Annotated in this window: 15 protein-coding genes; 4 read left to right on the top strand and 11 right to left on the bottom strand. The window is 63.4% G+C overall.

Annotation, left to right across the window (positions count from 1 at the left end; genetic code table 11):
* Positions 1–5: 5 nt before the first annotated feature.
* The 7 genes from CO731_RS25825 to CO731_RS25795 form a co-directional block, all read right to left on the bottom strand.
* Positions 6–1,562 carry an NADH-quinone oxidoreductase subunit NuoF gene (locus tag CO731_RS25825; protein ID WP_108609453.1) on the bottom strand — a complete coding sequence of 519 codons (1,557 nt, stop codon included), beginning with the start codon at positions 1,560–1,562 and terminating at the stop codon, positions 6–8.
* Entirely contained in the window at positions 1,559–2,038 is a 480-nt protein-coding gene (locus CO731_RS25820) for a formate dehydrogenase subunit gamma (RefSeq protein WP_108609452.1), read from the bottom strand. Before CO731_RS25820 ends, CO731_RS25825 begins: the two co-directional genes overlap by 4 nt.
* A 141-nt stretch (positions 2,039–2,179) precedes the next feature.
* The gene (locus CO731_RS25815) at positions 2,180–3,079 is read right to left on the bottom strand and encodes a LysR family transcriptional regulator (RefSeq protein ID WP_108609451.1); all 900 of its coding nucleotides are present in this window, start codon (positions 3,077–3,079) and stop codon (positions 2,180–2,182) included.
* A gap of 62 nt (positions 3,080–3,141) precedes the next feature.
* Positions 3,142–3,519 carry a VOC family protein gene (locus CO731_RS25810; RefSeq protein WP_108609450.1) on the bottom strand — a complete coding sequence of 126 codons (378 nt, stop codon included), beginning with the start codon at positions 3,517–3,519 and terminating at the stop codon, positions 3,142–3,144.
* 89 nt (positions 3,520–3,608) lie between these two features.
* A complete protein-coding gene (locus tag CO731_RS25805) occupies positions 3,609–4,160 on the bottom strand; it encodes an SRPBCC family protein (protein WP_108609449.1) in 552 nt (183 codons plus the stop codon).
* Positions 4,161–4,182: 22 nt separating this feature from the next.
* Positions 4,183–4,593, bottom strand: a complete 411-nt coding sequence (locus tag CO731_RS25800; RefSeq protein ID WP_108609448.1) for a DoxX family protein — start codon at positions 4,591–4,593, stop codon at positions 4,183–4,185.
* Between the two features lie 29 nt (positions 4,594–4,622).
* Positions 4,623–5,033: a VOC family protein gene (locus CO731_RS25795; protein WP_108609447.1), complete on the bottom strand. Its 411-nt coding sequence runs from the start codon at positions 5,031–5,033 to the stop codon at positions 4,623–4,625.
* Between the two features lie 205 nt (positions 5,034–5,238).
* Between CO731_RS25795 and CO731_RS25790 the strand changes: the two genes are divergently transcribed.
* Positions 5,239–6,408: an Mrp/NBP35 family ATP-binding protein gene (locus CO731_RS25790; protein WP_108609446.1), complete on the top strand. Its 1,170-nt coding sequence runs from the start codon at positions 5,239–5,241 to the stop codon at positions 6,406–6,408.
* Between the two features lie 367 nt (positions 6,409–6,775).
* Here the strand turns inward: CO731_RS25790 and CO731_RS25785 are convergent, their stop codons facing one another.
* The gene (locus CO731_RS25785; protein WP_108609445.1) at positions 6,776–7,987 is read right to left on the bottom strand and encodes an MFS transporter; all 1,212 of its coding nucleotides are present in this window, start codon (positions 7,985–7,987) and stop codon (positions 6,776–6,778) included.
* 116 nt (positions 7,988–8,103) lie between these two features.
* On the opposite strand from CO731_RS25785, the gene CO731_RS25780 reads away from it, so the two are divergent.
* Complete coding sequence (locus tag CO731_RS25780; protein ID WP_108609444.1) at positions 8,104–9,033, top strand: LysR family transcriptional regulator; 930 nt, start codon at positions 8,104–8,106, stop codon at positions 9,031–9,033.
* A gap of 241 nt (positions 9,034–9,274) precedes the next feature.
* On the opposite strand, the gene CO731_RS25775 is transcribed toward CO731_RS25780, so the two are convergent.
* Both CO731_RS25775 and pgi read right to left on the bottom strand, forming a co-directional pair.
* On the bottom strand, positions 9,275–9,985 hold the full coding sequence (locus CO731_RS25775) for an HAD family hydrolase (RefSeq protein ID WP_108609443.1): 711 nt from the start codon (positions 9,983–9,985) through the stop codon (positions 9,275–9,277).
* 5 nt (positions 9,986–9,990) lie between these two features.
* Positions 9,991–11,637, bottom strand: coding sequence for a glucose-6-phosphate isomerase (gene pgi / locus CO731_RS25770; protein ID WP_199914523.1), 1,647 nt, complete (start codon positions 11,635–11,637; stop codon positions 9,991–9,993).
* A gap of 259 nt (positions 11,638–11,896) precedes the next feature.
* On the opposite strand from pgi, the gene CO731_RS25765 reads away from it, so the two are divergent.
* Both CO731_RS25765 and CO731_RS25760 read left to right on the top strand, forming a co-directional pair.
* Positions 11,897–13,390 carry a PLP-dependent aminotransferase family protein gene (locus CO731_RS25765; protein ID WP_108609442.1) on the top strand — a complete coding sequence of 498 codons (1,494 nt, stop codon included), beginning with the start codon at positions 11,897–11,899 and terminating at the stop codon, positions 13,388–13,390.
* A gap of 180 nt (positions 13,391–13,570) precedes the next feature.
* A complete protein-coding gene (locus CO731_RS25760) occupies positions 13,571–15,160 on the top strand; it encodes a trimethylamine methyltransferase family protein (protein WP_108609441.1) in 1,590 nt (529 codons plus the stop codon).
* Between the two features lie 7 nt (positions 15,161–15,167).
* Here the strand turns inward: CO731_RS25760 and CO731_RS25755 are convergent, their stop codons facing one another.
* Positions 15,168–15,566: a hypothetical protein gene (locus CO731_RS25755; protein WP_108610059.1), complete on the bottom strand. Its 399-nt coding sequence runs from the start codon at positions 15,564–15,566 to the stop codon at positions 15,168–15,170.
* Between the last annotated feature and the right edge of the window lie 349 nt (positions 15,567–15,915).

Genomic DNA, 15,915 nt, shown 5'->3' with positions numbered 1-15,915 from the left:
GTCTCCTATTCCGCTGCCTGTGCGACCGCTGCCGGCCGGAAATCTTCGGGGAAATGGTTGATGGCGCTCATCACCGGATAAGGCGTGAAACCGCCCAGCGCGCAGAGCGAACCGAACTTCATCGTGTTGCAGAGGTCGGTCACCAGCGCGAGCTGCTTCTCCGGCTCGATGTTCTGGGCCAGCTTGTCCAGCGTCTCGACGCCGCGCGTCGAGCCGATGCGGCAGGGCGTGCACTTGCCGCAGCTTTCGATGGCGCAGAATTCCATGGCGAAGCGTGCCTGCTTCAGCATGTCGGCGCTGTCGTCGAACACGGTGATGCCGGCGTGGCCGATCAGGCCGTCCTTGGCCGCGAACGCCTCGTAGTCGAAGGGCGTGTCGAACAAAGCGCGCGGGAAATAGGCGCCGAGTGGGCCGCCGACCTGCACCGCCTTGACCGGACGTCCCGATGCCGTGCCGCCGCCGATCTCGTCGACGATCTCGCCCAGCGTCAGGCCGAAGGCCACTTCGAACAGGCCGCCATGCTTGACGTTGCCGGCGATCTGGATCGGGATGGTGCCGCGCGAGCGGCCCATGCCGAAGTCCTTGTAGTACTGCGCGCCCTTGTCCATGACGATCGGCACGGAAGCGAGCGAAATCACGTTGTTGATGACGGTGGGCTTGCCGAACAGGCCCTGGATCGCCGGCAGCGGCGGCTTGGCGCGGACCACGCCGCGCTTGCCTTCCAGGCTGTTCAGCAGCGAGGTTTCTTCGCCGCAGACATAGGCGCCGGCGCCGGAGCGGATCTCGATGTCAAAGCCTTGGGAGGATCCGAGAACGCTCTTGCCGAGAATGCCGGCCTTCTTGGCGACTTCCACCGCCTTCGTCATCACCGCGATCGCATGCGGATATTCGGAGCGGATGTAGACGTAGCCCTTGGTCGCGTGGGTCGCGAGGCCGGCGATCGCCATGCCTTCGATCAGCACGAAGGGATCGCCTTCCATGATCATGCGGTCGGCGAAGGTTGCCGAGTCGCCTTCGTCGGCGTTGCAGACGATGTATTTCTGCTCGCCGGGGGTATCGAGAACCGTCTTCCACTTGATGCCGGTCGGGAAACCGGCGCCGCCGCGGCCGCGCAGGCCGGACTCGGTCACCTGCTTGACGACGTCGGCAGGGGCCATCTTGACCGCGTTGCGCAGGCCGGTCAGGCCGCCATGCGCCTCGTAGTCTTCCAGCGACAACGGGTCGGTGATGCCGCAGCGGGCGAAGGTCAGGCGCGTCTGCTTGGCGACGTAGGGCAGCTTTTCCGGGTCACCGAGCGACAGCTTGTGCTGGCCGCCGGTGATGAAACCTGCGTCGAACAGCGACGCCACGTCCTTGGTCGACACGGGACCGTAGGCTGTGCGGCCGACATCGGTAACGACCTCGACCATCGGCTCGAGCCAGTACAGGCCGCGCGAACCGTTGCGCACGATCTTGGCGTCGACGCCGCGCTCGGCCGCCTCTTTGGCGATAGCCTTGGCGACCTTTTCGGCACCGAGCGAAAGCGCGCCGGAATCGCCGGGAACGTAGATCGTCACGCTCATTTGCGCACCTCTTCGGCGATTTCTTCGATCTTGTCTGCGTCAAGCCGGCCGATCACCTGGCCGTCGAGCATCGCGGCGGGAGCGCAGGCGCACAGGCCCAGGCAATAGATCGGCTCCAGCGTGACCGCGCCGTCCTTGCTGGTCTCGTGGAAGCCGATGCCGAGCGTCTGCTTGATCTGGGCGGCGATGGCATCGCTGCCCATCGACTGGCAGGCCTCGGCCTGGCAGACCTTCAGCACATGCCGTCCAGCCGGGTTGTGGCGGAAATCGTGGTAGAAGGTGAAGACGCCGTGGACTTCGGCCCGCGAAATGTTCAGCGCCTCGGCGATGATCGGCAGGGTCTCCTGGGGAACATAGCCGAATTCCTCCTGGACGCCGTGAAGAATCGGGATCAGCGGACCCTCGAGGTACTTCATTTCGCTGATCACCGCGGCCGTGCGCGCGGCGAGTTCGGTACTTGCTGGCTGCATGACCACGCAGCGCCCTCCCTGACACTGGCGCCTAACATGGGCGCTATTTCCCTATTGAACCCGATTTTGGCAGCCGGAATCAATAAAGCTGTTTCGTCACATGATAAAAATTTTCTATCGAGTGGACGAAAGCAGGAAAAGCCTAGCTCAGGATTGACGGCGAAAATCGCCTGCCAGCGTCATGGCTTCGTCAAGCAGCGCCTGCACCAGCGTGGTGTTCGGATCGCGCCGCGCCACGACCAGTCCGACATTGTGGCTGGCATCCGGCTCGACGATCGGAATCGCCCTGATAGGTTCGGCAAAACCGAAGGTTTCCGCGAGGTTCAGCGGCATGATCGACGACCATTTGCCGGTGCGGATGTGCGAAAACAGCACGATCATCGAGTTCGATTCGAGCGTTGGCCGGACCTGCACGCCGGCGTCGGCGAGGTGCTGGTCGATGATGCGGCGGTTCTGCATGTCGGGGGTCAGGAGGCAAAGCGGCAGCGTGCTCACCTCTTCCCACGTCACCTTGTCACGATCGGAATATTCGTTCCCGGCAGCGGTGATCAGCTGATAGCGCTCGGCATAGAGCGGCACGCTGGTCACGCGCCCCAGCGGTTCGTTGTCGAGATAGGTGATTCCCGCATCGATCTCGAAATTGCCGAGCAGCGACAGCACTTCGATCGACGTCCGCGACAGGATCGAGAAGGTGACGCCGGGATGCTTGTCGCGAAACGGCGTCGTCAGCCGCGGCACCATCGCGAGTGCCGTCGGAATGGCGGCGATCCGGATGCGGCCCGAAAGGCCGTGGCGGGCGGCGCGCATTTCCTCGCGCATGGCGCGGGTGTCGCCGACGATGCGCCGCGCCCAGTCCAGCACCTGCCGGCCTTCCGGCGTCAGGCCCTGGAAGCGCGAGCCGCGCTGCACCAGCATCACGCCCAGGATGTCCTCGAGCTGCTTGATCCCGGCCGAAAGCGTCGGCTGGGTGACGCCGCATTCCTCGGCTGCGCGTCCGAAATGTTGCTCCCTTGCGAGTGCGATGAAGAATTCGAGCTTGTCGATCATGCCGCAAAACTATCCGGCGCCGATCGATTAGGCCAGCCATCACATTGCACTTGCTATGAAAATCACTGGTTGATGAGGTTCAGTATGTTCCCGTCGGGATCCTTGAACCAGGCAACCCTGATGTCGCCGAAGACATGGACGTCGCCTTCATGGCGGGTATCCGGCATGTCGTAGTGCTCGAATGTCACGCCTTTCGACTTCAACTCATCGACCAGACTGTCGATCTTGTCGCCGACGGCCCAGCTTACCGCTGTCGCCTTGTTGGTTCCGGCATAGTCCGACCGGTAGACGTTGATCACGGTGTCGCCGCTCTTCAGCACCGACACCTCCTCGCCCATATGGTCGACCTCCTTGAGGCCGAGCGTGCGCTCATAGAAGGTCTTGGCGCGCCCGAGGTCCTTGACGGCCAGATTGGCAACGGCGTTGATTTGACCAAGCATGTCAGTCTCCTTTCGTGCTGCCCCACATCCTGATGAAGATAGTGCCGCCCCGGCGGGGCGACAGGCCTTGTTGCGCCAGATCGGCGGACTCACGAGCCGGCGAGGCGCTGCCGTTCGGCGATCGCCTTGAGGCTGGCGAGGCCCTTTTCGAAGTCCGTGCCGACCATCGTGTCGAAGTTCATGAACACCTGCATCACCTTGGACATGAAGGGCGATGGGCCGGTCATTTCCCAATTCAGCCGCGTTTTTCCGTTCTGCGGCTCCATGGTGAAGCGCGCCAGATTGTGCGCCTCGAACGGCTTCAGGAAGTCGAGCTTGATGACCACCTTGGTCGGTGCCGTCACCTCGGTGATCTCCATCCGGCCGCTGCCGACCTTCTTGTTGCCCTCCCATTCGTAGACCGCGCCGCGACCCGATTCGGCGCCACTCATCTTGCGCTTGAGGTCGGGGTCGAGCGCTTCCCACGGCGACCAGTCGTGCCAATTGCGGAAGTCATTGATCAGCGGAAAGATTGCTTCCGGTGCGGCATCGACATCGGTCGTTCGCCGAATGCTGAACGTGGCGGGCTTGGTTGCGGCAATCGCCAGGATGGCGAGGATCGCGATCACGATCAGGCCGAGGATGATGGCGAGAATCTGCATGGTTGTCTCCGTGGATATGGCTTCAGCGGCGGAACGGGATCAGCGCCTGCAGGCGTGGATCGCGCAGATAGAGCCCGCCCCAGGCCATCAGCCCGAGATAGACGCCGAACAAAGTGTGCGAAAACAGCGGGTTGCCGATGCGTAGGTGGATGGCGATGGCGCCGCCGAGATAGCCGGTCAGCAGGATCGCGCCGAGGACGGCCGTTCGTGGCCAGGCATAGAGCGCCGCGCAGGCAAGGGTCAGCACGCCGAGGGTCCGGGCAAGCTCCGGTGGAAAGCCGAGTGCCGCGGTGGTTTCGATCACCACTTGCAGCGGCACGAGTTTGATCGCCGCGTCAAAGACCAGGAACGCGATCACCGCGCCGCTCAGTGCGCGGCCGGTCCACAGTGCCACATTCGAAATTGCGGGAGTTTCAATGGCTGAATAGGTCATGTTTTCCTCGTGAAATCGCACTCGTGCTGTTACTCGGCGTTGCCGCTGCTGATCATCCACGGCGTGCCGAACTTGTCCTTCACCATGCCGAAGCCCTTGGCCCAGAAGGTCGGGCTGAACGGCATGTTGACCGTGCCGCCATCTGCAAGTGCTGCGAAGATCGCCTCGGCCTTGGCCAGGTCGTCCGTGTCGACCGATACCGAAAATCCCGACATCTCCGTCCGGTATTGTGGCGGTGCATCGGAGGCCATGATCATCTCGTCGCCGATGACGAGCTGGGCATTGATGATCTTGTCCTGCCATTCCTCCGAAACGTCCTTGCTGGCCGGCGTTTCGCGGTGAGTGAGCATGCCGACGATCTCGCCGTCGAAAACCTTGGCGTAGAACGCGAAGGCTTCGCGGCAATTGCCGTTGAAGAACAGGTAGTTGACGAATTTCATCGCATTTCTCCCTGGTTGGGTGTCTGCACCAAGGACGCCGCAGGCTGGTCGATGCCGACACATCGGCAAAAAAATCATGTCCATGACAGGTGGGGCGCGATGCCGCTTTGCCAAGCGCAGCCGTCGACTGCCATTTCGGGTAGCTTGGTTCTTTCGCCAAACTGCATTATCTGAAGCCCAACAAGGAAGCAGACAGGTTCGACACATGACAGTCACCAAAGAAACCGTTGTGGAGCGTCTCAAGACGGTCAACGGCCCGGATTTCTCAGGCAACATCGTCGATCTCGGGTTGGTTTCCGACATCTTCATCGCTGACGGCAAGGTGTTCTTCTCGATCACCGTGCCGGCCGCGCGCGCCCAGGAAATGGAGCCGCTGCGTGCCGCCGCCGAGCGCGTTGTCAAGGCCATTCCCGGCGTCAATGGCGCTGTCGTGGCCCTGACCGCCGAGAAGAAGGGCGGCGGCATGGAAGCGCCGGTGCCGCAGCGCCCGGCACCTCCGCGTCCGGCAGCCGCGCCCGCCGCACGCCCCGCACCGCACGCGCCCGCCTCGCAGTCGCAGGGCAAGCGCGGCGTGCCCGGCATTGCCGCGATCATCGCGGTTGCCTCCGGCAAGGGCGGCGTCGGCAAGTCGACGACTGCCGTCAACATCGCACTCGGCCTCGCCGCCAACGGTCTCAAGGTCGGCGTGCTCGATGCCGACATCTACGGCCCGTCGATGCCCAAGCTTCTCGGCATCCATGGCCGCCCCGAAACGGTCGATGGCAAGATCCTGAAGCCGATGCAGAATTACGGCCTCAAGGTCATGTCTATGGGCTTCCTCGTCGACGAGGAGACACCGATGATCTGGCGCGGCCCGATGGTCATGTCGGCGCTGACGCAGATGCTGCGCGAAGTCGAATGGGGTCCGCTCGACGTGCTCGTCGTCGACATGCCGCCTGGCACCGGTGACGCCCAGCTGACCATGGCCCAGCAGGTGCCTCTGGCCGGCGCCGTCATCGTCTCCACGCCGCAGGACCTGGCCCTGATCGACGCCCGCAAGGGGTTGAACATGTTCAAGAAGGTTGACGTGCCGCTGCTCGGCATCGTCGAGAACATGAGCTATTTCGTCGCCCCCGATACCGGCAAGCGCTACGACATCTTCGGTCATGGCGGCGCCAGGAAGGAGGCCGAGCGCCTCGGCGTGACCTTCCTCGGCGAAGTGCCGCTGGAAATGGGCATCCGCGAAAGCTCCGATGCCGGCACGCCGGTCACCGTGGCCAGGCCCGACAGCGTCGAGGCCAAGACCTATCGCGACATCGCCACCAAGGTCTGGGAGCGGCTACAGCAAGAGCAGGGCGCCGCCGCAGCAGCCACACCTACGATCGTGTTCGAATAGGCGAGGGGGCTTCTGCCCCCTCAGCTTTCCCACGGCTGCAGCCGCCATATATCGAGGCCGGCGTCGAACAATCCGGCGTCGGGGTAGCGCTGTTGGCCATGTCCGCCAGTGCTGCAAGGGCTGACTCGGTGGCTGCTCCGCCGGCTTCCAATGTCGTCTGGACGGGAGGGTATGTCGGCATACGAACCGGACATGCAAGGACGTCCGGTTCGGGGTCGCCTACAAGTTCTGATGTCGCGTTGTCCACGGTGGCCGTTTTTGCGTCGGGCATTTGATCGGCAACGCCATTCTCATCGCGTCTGAGACGGTTGGGAAACCGTCGTTCGCCCAGGATGCTCGTTTGGGCCACAATCGGGCGTGGTGGAGCTTATGCGGTGGCGAGGCGCCGAAGCCGAACCGACATCGCCAGAGCGACGAGGATGGCTATGGCGGCGACCCCGCTCGATACCGCTCCCACGCTCTCCAGGCCCAGATGATCGATGGTGAGGCCGCCGAAAATCGCACCAAGTCCTGTGCCAGCGTTGGCGGCGGAAACGTTGATGGTTCCCGCAAGTGCCTGGGCACCCGCGCCAGCCTTCATCACCCGGACCTGGCAGATTGGGAACAAGGCAGTGTAGGCAACGCCCCAAGCGACAAGGGACAAAGTCAATCCGACCGTCGAACCTGCCAAGGGCGCGAATGCGAGCATGGCCACGGCCAGGATTGCGGCGAACAGCATGCTCGCCCCCAGCGGGGCCTTGTCGACCATGCGTCCGCCCAGCCAGTTGCCAAGCATGCCGACCGCACCAAAGCCCATCAGCCACCAGCCGACATGCTTTGGCGCGATGTTTGCCAGACGTTCCAGCATGTCCGCCAGATAGGTGTAGGCGGTGAACATTGCCGTAAAGAGAAAGACTGACAGGAGGACGTTCGCCAAAAAGGCCTTGTCCCTGAGAACATGAGCCTGCCGTGTCCCTGGGGCAGTCGTAGGAGGTGCGGGAAGCTTTTGCATCATCACCGCCATGGCGATCGCCATCGCCAGCGACATGACCGCAAGGACCCAGAAGGTCCCACGCCAGCCTATCGTGTTTGTCGCGATGGTACCGAGCGGGATTCCGAAGACGAGGGCCGCTGAGATACCGAGATAGACCTTTGAAACCGCGCGTCCAGAGTGCCTTTGTCCAGCCAACTGGCCAGCGGTTTCACTGGCAGTCCCCCAGAATACCGGCAGGAACAGAGCCGGGGTAAAACGCGCCGCCGCCAGGACCCATATGTTGGGCGCTACAGCCGCTACGGCGTTCGAAACAACGAAAACAAGCAGGATTCCAATAAACAGCTGCTTTCGATCGAGATGCGACAGGGCAGCCGTCAGAGGCGGCCCGAACAGCATCACCGTGAAGGCGAACAAGGTGACCAACTGGCCTGCGGTGGAGATCGATATATCAAGGTCTCGGGCAAGAGCAGGCAGGATTCCAAGAATGATGTATTCCGTCGTGACGATCAGAAATGCCGCAACTGCAAGGAGAAAGATCGAAAGGCCGGGCTTTGAAATGCCCTGCCGATCCGTGGATGAAGGGAAAGCCGAAGAGGTCGTGTGCATCGATGATCACCATGAGAACGAAGATGCACATCCAGGTATAATGGAAATTTCCATGTGTCTCTGGCTAAGATTTCCAGCAATAGTGGACTGGAATTCCAGAATTGGGACGAGTCGAGATGTTGCCGGAACGGCTCAAGGGCATTGATGCGTTCGTCGCAGCCGCTGACAGCGGAAGCTTCACGGCAGCGGCTTCGCGACTGAAGATCACCAATTCCGCGGTGGGAAAAGCGGTCGCAAGACTTGAACAGCGCCTTGGTACGCGATTGTTCGCCAGAACCACCCGAAGCCTGTCTCTCACCGACGCGGGCGTGGCGTACTATCGGACATGCGCAAAGATCCTTGCCGACCTTGAGGATGCAGAGGCTGTTCTCACGGCCGAGCGGCTCGAGCCCGCAGGTCGCCTACGGATAGACGTCCCGGTGTCCTACGGGAGGTTGCACGTTCTGCCTCATCTCTTGCGGTTCGCGAACGAGCATCCGCGCCTTCGCCCGCAAATTTCCTTTTCCGACCACTTCGTCGATCTGATTGCCGAGGAGATCGATATCGTCGTCCGGATCGGAGGGCCTGCGGTTTGGCAACCCTCCCTCGGGCACCGGCTCCTGGGCTTCGAGCGGGTGATTTTCTGCGCCTCGCCAGAATATCTGAAGCGCCACGGTCCGGTCTTGTCAGTCGCCGATCTGAAACAACGCGATTGCATCGTCTACAAGAAGGCTGACGGTACAGCCACTTCGTGGATGTTCAAGGAAACCGAAAACGACCCGGGGGTACGTCACGTTGTCGATGGACGCGTCGCCGTCGGTAGCGGAGATGCAGAAGTTGCGGCGGTAGCCGCAGGCTGTGGCGTGGCTCAACTTCCGACCTGGCTTGCACAGCACGAGTTGGAAAGCGGGACAATCGTTGAAATACTCCCGGATGCGTCGACAGTCGGGCTCCCCATCAGCGTCATGTGGCAGCGGAGCAAACAGGAACTGCCGAAGGTTTCTATGGTGCTTGAAGTGCTTTTCAGGACGTTGACCACGGACAGCGATCAATCACGGGAGCGATAGCGGACGTCGTCCCCCGATTTTGAAGCGGATTGCCCGCCAATTCCACGATGCGGCATTGGGCTATCGCGAACTTCCGATTGTGGCGCGGGGATCATGGCCCGAAGCGGCAAACGCCGCAGCGGTCCGGAACCAGCACGCGACGACGGCCGATTGTCGGCATTCGCCGGCAACCTGCGCGGATGGACGTGCCCCGTTTTTCCACTGGACGGGAAGGGCCGCCGCAGAGGCGACCGCAGTCCTGTCAGTCTTGGCCGGCAGCCAGGAACGCCGGCAGGTCGGCGATCGAATCGAGCACGACGTCGGCCATCGGCGTCAGCGACTCGCGTGTGCCCGTTCCCGAAAGCACGGCTATCGCCAGCGCACCGCCGGCCTTGGCCATTTCGAGGTCGTGGCGGTTGTCGCCGACCATCGCGATCTCCGACGGCTTGAGGCCGGTGAGGTCGGAGAAGGCGTGGATCGAATCAGGCGCAGGCTTGGGATTGGCCACCGCATCGTAGCCATAGGCCGCGTCGAACATCTGGGCGACGCCGAGCGACAGCAGCGTCTTTTCCGCCCCGCTGGTCGAATCGTTGGTGGCGACGCCCAGCCGGAAGCCGGCACTGTGCAGGCTGGCCAAAGCGTCCTTGCTGCCGGGCAGCGCCACGGCCTGCGCCGAGCCTTGTTCGGCCGAGACCTGGTCGAACATCTTGACCAGCACCGCCTGCTCGGCATCGTCGGCATCGGGATACCACAGCGCCACGATGTCGGCGTTGGTGCCGGCGGCAAACACCGAATCGGCCTTGAAGCAATGAGCCTCGAAATCGTACCCGGCGGCTTCCATCAGGGCGGTCGCCCGCGCCCGGTCGCCATCCGCCGCCTTCAGCGCCATCATTTCGCCGATGGCGAACCACGTCGCCTGGAAATCGACAAGGGTTCCATCCTTGTCGAAAAGTATGCCCTTGATGCCCCGCAAATCACCTACTCCTTAGCCCTTAGCCGGTGAATATGCTCCACCAGCCCGGCTGTCGAGGCGTCGCTTCGCGCGGCATTTTCCCGCCCCTCCACGACAGGCAGCAGCCCGGTCGCCAGTTCCTTGCCCAGTTCCACGCCCCACTGGTCGAAGGCATTGATGCCGAACAGCTGCGCTTCGACGAAGACGCGGTGCTCGTAGAGTGCGATCAGCCGGCCCAGCATATGCGGGTCGAGCTTGCGGTAGAGCAGCGTTACCGAGGGCCGGTTGCCGGAGAAGACGCGGTGCGGCGCGATCTTGTCGACTTCTTCCGGCTTGATGCCCTTGGTCAGCATCTGCCGCCGCGCCTCTTCCAGCGTGCGGCCCTTCATCAGTGCTTCCGACTGCGCCAGGCAGTTGGCGAGCAGAAGGTCATGGTGTTCCCTAAGGTCGGGTTCATGGCCCTCAGCCGCCGCCAGGAACTCCACCGGAATGTAATCGGTGCCCTGGTGCAGCAGTTGGAAAAAGGCGTGCTGGCCGTTTGTGCCGGGTTCGCCCCAGACCAGCGGGCCGGTGGGCGTCACCGCGGCGCCGCCGGCAACGGTCACGCTCTTGCCGTTCGATTCCATGTCGAGCTGCTGCAGATAGGCCGGCAGGCGCGCAAGCCGCTGGTCGTAGGGGATGACGGCGCGCGCCGGATAGTTGCACACCGCGCGGTGCCAGAAGCCGACCAGCCCCATCAGCACCGGAATGTTCTTGAGCAGTGGTGCCGTGGCGAAATGCCGGTCCATGGCGTGCGCACCGGCGAGGAAGTCGCGGAAATTCCGCGGTCCGATCGCCATCATGATCGGCAGGCCGATCGCCGACCACAAGGAATAGCGCCCGCCGACCCAGTCCCAGAAGCCGAACACGCGCGACGGCTCGATGCCGAAGGCCGCGACCTTGTCCAGTGCGGTCGACACGGCCGCGAAATGGCTGCCCACCGCCTTGGCGCCGAGCGCCTTTTCAACCCAGCGCCGGGCGGTTGCGGCATTGGTCATGGTCTCGACGGTGGTGAAGGTCTTCGACGCGATAATGAACAGCGTCGTTCCGGCGTCGAGCCCCTTCAGCGTGTCGTGGATATGGGCGCCGTCGATGTTGGAGACGAAATGGGCGCGCGGCCCGTCGTGATAGGGCGCCAGCGCCAGCGTCGCCATGGCCGGGCCGAGATCGGAGCCGCCGATGCCGATATTGACGACGTCGGTGATCTTCTTGCCGGTCGCGCCGGCCGCCTTGCCCGAGCGGATGTCGTCGGCGAAAGCCGCCATGGCGTCGAGCACGGCATGCACGTCCACCGTCACGTCCTGGCCGTCGAGCATGACCGCTTCGCCGCGCGGGTTGCGCAGCGCCGTGTGCAGCACCGCCCGGTCTTCGGTGATGTTGATTCGCTGGCCGGCAAACATCGCCGCGCGCTTGCCCTCGAGATCGACCACCTGTGCCAGCTTTTCGAGCAGCACCATGGTCGTCGCATCGACGGCGCATTTCGACCAGTCGAACAACAGGTCGCCATCGGTGACCGAAAAGTTCTTGAACCGCTTCGGGTCGGACGCGAAAGCCGCACGCATGTTCTTCGGCGCTTCCTGACGATGGTTGCGAAGCGCGGCAAGAGCCGCCTGGAAGGGTTGTTCGGTCACCATGGAACTCCGGAAGTTGGGCTGCCCGTTCGCCTGCGACGCCATCCTAGCAGACCTGTGGGCTCATTGAGAGGGTGTCGCGGCGGACTATCGGGGCAAATTTCAATCGATTCAACTGGTCCTGTCAGCAACCGTCGATGGAAAGGTTCACTGGCATAAATCCATAGGATTAGAAAAATTGATTGGTGCAACGGCTTGTGCCAAGGATAGCTTTCTATGGTCCAGCAAAGTCAAAAAGACTGGACATGCAGGAAACGCCACTATGCCACAGCGAAACGACACGGCGATCTGGTCCGGCCTGTTCCGGATTTCAGCGGAATCAGGCCAGACGCTCCAGGCGCAGATCAGGCAGGCGATCGTCGCCGCCATTCTCGACCGGCAGATTGCGGCCTCGATGCCGCTGCCGTCCTGCCGAATCCTGGCAGAAAAGCTCGGTGTTGCCCGCGGCACCGTGGTGCTGGCCTTCCAGCAGCTGGTCGACCAGGGCTTCCTTGTGGCGCGCGAGCGCCGCGGCCACTTCGTCAATCCGGAAGTGCTGGCGACGCCGGCCAAGCCGCAGCAGAAGGCCCCCGACCAGGCCAATGACATCGATTGGAAGGCGCGCCGCAAGATCGCTGCCTCAGACATGCCGCCGCCGGCCAAGCTCGAGAACTGGATCAAGTCGTCCTACCCCTTCGTCTACGGCCAGTTCGATCCGACGCTGTTTCCGACCGCCGAATGGCGCGAATGCAACCGCATGGCGCTGGCCGTTCTGGAGATCCGCAACTGGGCGGCCGACATGGTCGACCGCGACGATCCGCTCCTGATCGAGCAGATCCAGGCGCGTCTCTTGCCGCGCCGCGGCATCTTCGCCAATCCCGATGAGATCATCGTCACGCTGGGCGCCCAGAACGCGCTCTACATGCTGGCCTCGCTCTTGATGTCCAAGGGCTCCAAGGTGGCGATGGAAGATCCGGGCTATCCCGATGCGCGTTCGATCTTCCGCCTCGCCGGTGCCGACATCGAGCCCGTGCCGGTCGATCAGCAGGGTATCGTCACGTCAGCCATCCCTTCGGATGCCGGCTTCGTCTTCGTCACGCCGAGCCACCAGTGCCCGACCATGGTGCCGCTCAGCGCCGAGCGCCGCCAGGACCTTCTCGCTCGCGCTACGCGCAACAACCAGATCATCATCGAGGACGGCTACGACAGCCAGCTGCTCGACGAGGCGCCGCAGCAGGCGCTGAAGAGTCTCGATCGCTCCGGCCGCGTCGTCTATGTCGGCTCGATGTCGAAGACACTCGCGCCTGGCCTGCGCCTTGGCTACATCGTCGCCTCGGCGGACCTCATCGCCGAGTTGCGTGCGCTGCGCCGATTCATGCTGCGCCACCCGCCAGCCAACAACCAGCGCGCGGTCGCCCTGTTCCTGTCGCTTGGCCATCATGAGGCGCTGGTGCGTCGCCTGTCGACGGCCTTCACCGAGAGGCGCAAGCGATTGGTCCAGGCGATCTCGGCTTTTCTGCCGGACTGGCAGTCGACCGACTCGGCCGGCGGCACGTCGCTGTGGCTCGAGGGGCCGCGCGGAACGGACTCGCGCGGGCTTGCCGCGGCGGCGGCGGCGCGCAGCGTCATCATCGAGCCGGGCGAACGCTTCTTCGAGCATGGCGACAAGCCTACACGCTTCATGCGGCTGGGTATTTCCTCGATCGCGCTGCAGCATATCGAGCCCGGAATCCGCGAACTGGCGACCGCCGCCGGTCGCCGTCCCGCGGCCGCATGATGCCCTTTGCCGGCGGCTTCTCCGTGCCGCCGGTCATATGAGCGCTCTGGCATATCCGGCGGGATATGCTGGCCCATGGTCTGGGCCAATGGACGCTGCATAGTCGCGCAAAGGGAACGAGGCGACACGACGGTGGCATAATCACTGCGGGCCAGCCTCACAGAAATTCGGAGGACCTGCATGTCAGTTGCCATCGAAAGCCATGACCTGTCGGCAGAGCAGCGCTCGCGTCGGTCCGGCGGCCGGGAGGCGAGGCGGGCGATGCGCGCAGCACCTTTGGCCGACGACATCCGCCCCATCCGTGCCGGCCTCGAAGGTGGCCGCTTCGGCCCGCTCGGCCGGAACGATCTGGAGCGCATCCACGAGGCGGTGCTGACGCTGCTTGAAACAGTCGGGTTCGCCAATGCCATTCCGAACTGTATCGAGGCGCTGACGCGGGTCGGCGCCAGCTACGGCGACGACGGCCGCATCCGCTTCCCCCGTGCGCTGGTGATGTCGACGATCGAGAATGCCGCCCGCAACTTCACCCTCTGCGGCCAGGACCCCAAACACGACATGCTGATCCAGGGCAAGCGCGTGCACTACGGCACGGCGGGCGCCGCGGTGCATCTGGTCGATGTCGAAAGGCGCGAGTACCGCGAATCGCTGCTGCAGGACATCTACGACGCCGCCCGCATCGTCGAAGGGCTCGACAACATCCATTTCTTCCAGCGCCCAATGGTGCCGCGCGACATCCCCGATCCGCTGGATATGGACTTCAACACGCTCTACGCCTGCGTCAGCGGAACGACCAAGCATGTCGGCACCAGCTTCACCGTACGCGAGAACGTCGCCCCGGCGCTGGAGATGCTCTACGAGATCGCCGGCGGCGAGGAGAACTTCCGCGCCCGGCCCTTCGTCTCCAACTCCAACTGCTTCGTCGTGCCGCCGATGAAGTTCGCCGAGGATGCCTGCGGCGTGCTCGAGGCCTGCGTCGAGGGCGGCATCCCGATCCTGCTGCTGTCGGCAGGGCAGGCGGGCGCAACCGCTCCTGCGGCAATCGCCGGCGCGGTCGTCCAGGCGGTAGCCGAAGTGCTCGCCGGCCTCGTCTATGTCAACGCGCTCAAGCCCGGCCATCCCGCCATCTTCGGCACTTGGCCCTTCGTCTCGGACCTGCGCACCGGCGCGATGTCCGGCGGCTCGGCCGAGCAGGCGTTGCTCACGGCGGCCTGCGCCCAGATGGCCCAGTTCTACGACCTTCCCGGCGGCTCGGCCGCCGGCATGGCCGACTCCAAGCTGCCCGACGTCCAGTCCGGCTACGAGAAGGGCATCACCAATGTCATGGCCGGCTTGTCCGGCCTCAATCTGGTCTATGAGTCCGCCGGCATGCATGCCTCGCTGCTCGGTTTCTGCCTGGAAAGCCTGATCATCGACAACGACATGCTGGGCCAATGCCTGCGCTGCGTGCGCGGCATCGAGGTCACAGACGAGGCGCTGTCCATCGCCACCATTTCCGAAGTCTGCCTCAACGGTCCCGGCCATTATCTCGGCAACGAGCAGACGCTGAGGTTGATGCAGACCGAGTATTTCTATCCTGCAATCGCCGACCGCTTCTCGCCCAAGGAGTGGAATGAAAAGGGCAAGCCCGACATATTGGGCCGCGCCATCGCCGAGAAGAAACGCATCCTCGCCGAACGGTTCCCGCGCCATATTCCAAAAGCGACCGACGACAAGCTGCGTGCCCGCTTCGGCGAGATGATCAAGCTGCCGCGCAGCGGCATGGGCGGTTAGGCGCTGCTCAGTCGGCCGTCAGGTCGAAGCGCTCGACGACTTCCGGGTTGATCAGCTTGGCATGCAGCGCCAGAAGCACGATGTCGGCGTCGAAGCCGCTGCCGGCTTCGAGTGCGGCCTCAATGCGCCGCTCCGCCTCCAGCATTTGGTCGCGCCCGTTTGCCTGCGCGAAAACCTCCGGTCCGGCAATGCAGTAGCCGAACAATTGCGCCACCGGCGGATAGGCCGAGGCCGGTGGCTCGTCGGGCCAGCGGTCCTTCATCAGGTTAACGATGGTGAGTTTGACGCCCTCCGGCACCAGCGCCGGATGCAGGTCGACACTGCGCAATGCGGCATCAAGCTGGCGCAGGTCGCCCGAGCGGCCGAAGATGCCGAGAAAACCTAGGGAAGAGCGCCGTCTGGCCATGATGTCCGTATCCGTTTGCCAAATCACCTAGGTGGTTTGCCCATGGAATTCAAAGGCCGGTGTCCGCATTTGGCCGACATCTTTCCGGCGGGGCCCTGAATTGCTGCGGGCGACGGGCACCTTTTCCTTGAGCGAACGTTGCGCACATTGTCGGTGAAGCCTGATTGGAGACTGCCCAGGTCAATGGTCAGGTCAATGCGCCGGGCTGTTGCTGTGGTCGCCTCGAAGCTGATGGAAAGGAAGTGACGGCCATCGGCTTCGTTGTGCCGCCATGCTCGAATTTCATTCCCAAATGGGAACTGTTCGCCTGCCGAAATGCGGCTACTGGCCTTGATCGGACTTCTTTGGC

The sequence above is a fragment of the Aminobacter sp. MSH1 genome, assembly GCF_003071665.1.
Taxonomy (GTDB): Bacteria; Pseudomonadota; Alphaproteobacteria; order Rhizobiales; family Rhizobiaceae; genus Aminobacter; species Aminobacter niigataensis.
The sequence above is the reverse complement of the archived record's forward strand: the minus strand, read 5'-3'. Positions and strand labels throughout refer to the sequence as shown.

Bases quoted from the DNA above. Each gene is read 5' to 3' on its own strand.
- CO731_RS25805 (WP_108609449.1), bottom strand. From the start codon at position 4,160: ATGCAGATTCTCGCCATCATCCTCGGCCTGATCGTGATCGCGATCCTC.
- CO731_RS25800 (WP_108609448.1), bottom strand. From the start codon at position 4,593: ATGACCTATTCAGCCATTGAAACTCCCGCAATTTCGAATGTGGCACTG.
- CO731_RS25765 (WP_108609442.1), top strand. From the start codon at position 11,897: ATGCCACAGCGAAACGACACGGCGATCTGGTCCGGCCTGTTCCGGATT.
- CO731_RS25815 (WP_108609451.1), bottom strand. From the start codon at position 3,079: ATGATCGACAAGCTCGAATTCTTCATCGCACTCGCAAGGGAGCAACAT.
- CO731_RS25780 (WP_108609444.1), top strand. From the start codon at position 8,104: ATGTTGCCGGAACGGCTCAAGGGCATTGATGCGTTCGTCGCAGCCGCT.
- CO731_RS25755 (WP_108610059.1), bottom strand. From the start codon at position 15,566: ATGGCCAGACGGCGCTCTTCCCTAGGTTTTCTCGGCATCTTCGGCCGC.
- CO731_RS25795 (WP_108609447.1), bottom strand. From the start codon at position 5,033: ATGAAATTCGTCAACTACCTGTTCTTCAACGGCAATTGCCGCGAAGCC.
- CO731_RS25825 (WP_108609453.1), bottom strand. From the start codon at position 1,562: ATGAGCGTGACGATCTACGTTCCCGGCGATTCCGGCGCGCTTTCGCTC.
- CO731_RS25785 (WP_108609445.1), bottom strand. From the start codon at position 7,987: ATGCACACGACCTCTTCGGCTTTCCCTTCATCCACGGATCGGCAGGGC.
- pgi (WP_199914523.1), bottom strand. From the start codon at position 11,637: ATGGTGACCGAACAACCCTTCCAGGCGGCTCTTGCCGCGCTTCGCAAC.
- CO731_RS25810 (WP_108609450.1), bottom strand. From the start codon at position 3,519: ATGCTTGGTCAAATCAACGCCGTTGCCAATCTGGCCGTCAAGGACCTC.
- CO731_RS25760 (WP_108609441.1), top strand. From the start codon at position 13,571: ATGTCAGTTGCCATCGAAAGCCATGACCTGTCGGCAGAGCAGCGCTCG.
- CO731_RS25790 (WP_108609446.1), top strand. From the start codon at position 5,239: ATGACAGTCACCAAAGAAACCGTTGTGGAGCGTCTCAAGACGGTCAAC.